Origin of the sequence: Pseudomonas putida (assembly GCF_028682635.1) — a bacterium.
In the GTDB taxonomy this organism is placed as follows: Bacteria; Pseudomonadota; Gammaproteobacteria; order Pseudomonadales; family Pseudomonadaceae; genus Aquipseudomonas; species Aquipseudomonas putida_AE.
In genome coordinates this window covers 1-354 of the sequence record NZ_JANHLK010000111.1, presented here as the reverse complement: position 1 = coordinate 354, position 354 = coordinate 1, and the positions used below count along the sequence as shown (strand labels likewise).

1 pseudogene is annotated in these 354 nt (G+C 63.0%); it reads right to left on the bottom strand.

What is annotated here, in order from left to right:
• Positions 1 to 354 (bottom strand): annotated as a pseudogene (locus tag NPS56_RS31085) (urocanate hydratase); the annotation flags it as partial.

The following is a 354-nucleotide window of genomic DNA, read 5'->3' as shown; positions in this document are numbered from 1 at the left end:
TACGCCCATTTTCTGGAAGTCCAACATCGCTTTGACGTGCACGGCCATCGATTGCTTGGCGGCCTTGATCACGGCAGCAGGTTCGGTCTGGGCGCGAGCGCGGTACTGCTCCCAGGTCCAGCCGGCTGGCAGGTAGCCGTTGAGCGGGTCGTGGGCGCTGGTCTGGTCGGTGACCATGTCCGGGCGCACACCGCGCTTGACCAGTTCAGGCAGGATTTCTGCCGCGTTGCCCAGCAGGGCGATGGAGATCGCCTTGCCTTCAGCGGTGTATTTGGCGATGCGGGCCAGCGCGTCGTCGAGGTCTTTGGCTTGCTCGTCGACATAGCGGCTTTTCAGGCGGAAATCGATGCTGAC